Source organism: Rhizobium ecuadorense (genome assembly GCF_001187535.1).
In the GTDB taxonomy this organism is placed as follows: Bacteria; Pseudomonadota; Alphaproteobacteria; order Rhizobiales; family Rhizobiaceae; genus Rhizobium; species Rhizobium ecuadorense.
Genome location: NZ_LFIO01000634.1, coordinates 1 through 404, shown reverse-complemented (window position 1 = coordinate 404; position 404 = coordinate 1). Strand labels below are relative to the sequence as shown.

Sequence of the window (404 nt, the reverse complement as noted above, 5' to 3'; positions counted from 1 at the left end):
CGACCGCGCCGTGCAAGAAATCGGTCCGTCGGCCATCGGCTTCGTGGGTGATGCCGCCGACCTGGAAGATCATCGCAGGCTGGCGGACACCGTGAAGAGCCGCTTCGGCGGGCTCGACATCTACATGGCCAATGCCGGGATCATCAACCTCACCCCCTCCGCCGAAGTGACTCCGGCAGACTATGACGGGCACTTCGCAATCAATACGCGCGGCGTGTTCTTCGGCGTGCAGACGATCGCCCCTCTGATCCGCGACGGCGGAAACATCATCGTTACGAGCTCGCTCGCGGCCACGAAGGTCCTCCCGGACCATACTGTCTATGCCGGTTCAAAGGCAGCAACCGCTGCCTTTGCGAAAAACTGGGCGATCGAATTCAAGCCGCGGCGGATCCGCGTCAACATCC

1 protein-coding gene is annotated in these 404 nt (G+C 62.4%); it reads left to right on the top strand.

Annotation, left to right across the window (positions count from 1 at the left end):
- A partial coding sequence (locus tag AF337_RS12430; protein ID WP_152971030.1) for an SDR family NAD(P)-dependent oxidoreductase occupies positions 1–404 on the top strand: 404 nt, incomplete at both ends.